We start from the raw sequence: 1,424 nt of genomic DNA, 5'->3' as shown, positions 1-1,424 counted from the left end.
TATTGATGCAACTAGTGGACAGCTTAATGTTAATTGGAATATAGCCGCAGTTGTAGAGCAGCTTGGTCCTCCTTGTCCTGTTCAAACTCCTGAAAATCCGACTCCTGCTAATAACGCAGTTGATGTTCCGATTACAGGTGTAAATTTAAGCTGGTCAAATGGCGGACCCGGAACAGTGCCACCAAATCAAGTTGAAGTATTTTTCGGTCCTGCCGGTAATATGGTATCAGTTTATTCCGGTGCACCGGTAACTCAGTGGTCACCTGGCACATTAAATTATTTTACAAACTATCAATGGAAAGTAGTTAATAAGATTGATACTTGTAATATTTCTTCTTCAACCTGGTCATTCAGGACAATCCAGGATCCAAATTTAGTTGAGCATTGTGAGCCTTTTGCAGACCTAAGCAACTGGACAATTGTAGGACCATTGGGATTAACCAACTGGACAGCAAGTGCTACAGCAAATGCAGGCGGCACTGCTCCTGAGCTTAGAATGGGTTGGTCTCCATCATTTACAGGTGTGTCTTTGATTAGATCAAATGCAATACCTTTAGTAAATAATACGGCATCAACTTTTTCATTCAATTTCTTCCTTGATTATTATGCTGCACCAAGCGGAACAGTAACCGTAGGTATCACTTATGATGGCGGCACAACCGAAGAAGTATTATATCAGGTAGTTGATCCAACAGCAAATGTTGGTCCGACATTGATTGAAGGTTCATTTACCACACCTGCAACAGGTTCAGAGAATGCTCAGCTTCAGATATCATACAACGGCTATACATTCAATATAGATTATATCTATTGGGATAATTTATGTGTCAAACAAGTAATACCTGTAGAGTTAACATCCTTTACAGCCAAATCTGATAACAACACAGTAACCTTAAACTGGACAACTGCAACCGAATTAAATAACAGCGGTTTCCAGATTGAAAGAAGCAATGGCGGTGAATATCAGTCAGTTGGTTTTGTAGCAGGTCATGGAACCTCTACAAGTACAAATAACTATGTATATTTAGATCAGAATGTAGAAGCTGGTACATATACATACAGACTAAAACAAATAGACCTTGATGGTTCATTTGAATACTCAAATGCAGTTGAAGTAGAAGTATTAGGATTAAGGGAATATACATTAAGTCAGAACTATCCAAATCCATTTAACCCAAGTACAACAATAAACTTCAGTCTTGCAGTAGATAGCAAAGTAAGCCTGAAGGTATTCAACGTATTAGGTCAGGAAGTAGCATCCTTGTTAAATGGACAGATGTCAGCAGGCAGCCAGAAGGTTTCCTTTGACGCAAGTTCATTGAACAGCGGTGTATATTTCTACAGATTAGAAGCAGATGGAATAGATGGACAGAAATTCAGTTCCACAAAGAAGATGATATTAACCAAGTAAGCATTGGTTTAAT

The 1,424-nt window shown here is 38.8% G+C and carries 1 protein-coding gene; it reads left to right on the top strand.

Annotated features, from left to right (window positions below):
- Window positions 1-1,411, top strand: a 1,411-nt coding sequence (locus QZT26_RS17630; RefSeq protein WP_295104057.1) for a T9SS type A sorting domain-containing protein, incomplete at its 5' end; no start/stop codon positions are given.
- Window positions 1,412-1,424: the final 13 nt, after the last annotated feature.

This window comes from uncultured Candidatus Kuenenia sp. (genome assembly GCF_900696675.1).
In the GTDB taxonomy this organism is placed as follows: domain Bacteria; phylum Planctomycetota; class Brocadiia; order Brocadiales; family Brocadiaceae; genus Kuenenia; species Kuenenia stuttgartiensis_A.
This window is presented reverse-complemented; position numbering and strand designations above follow the sequence as displayed.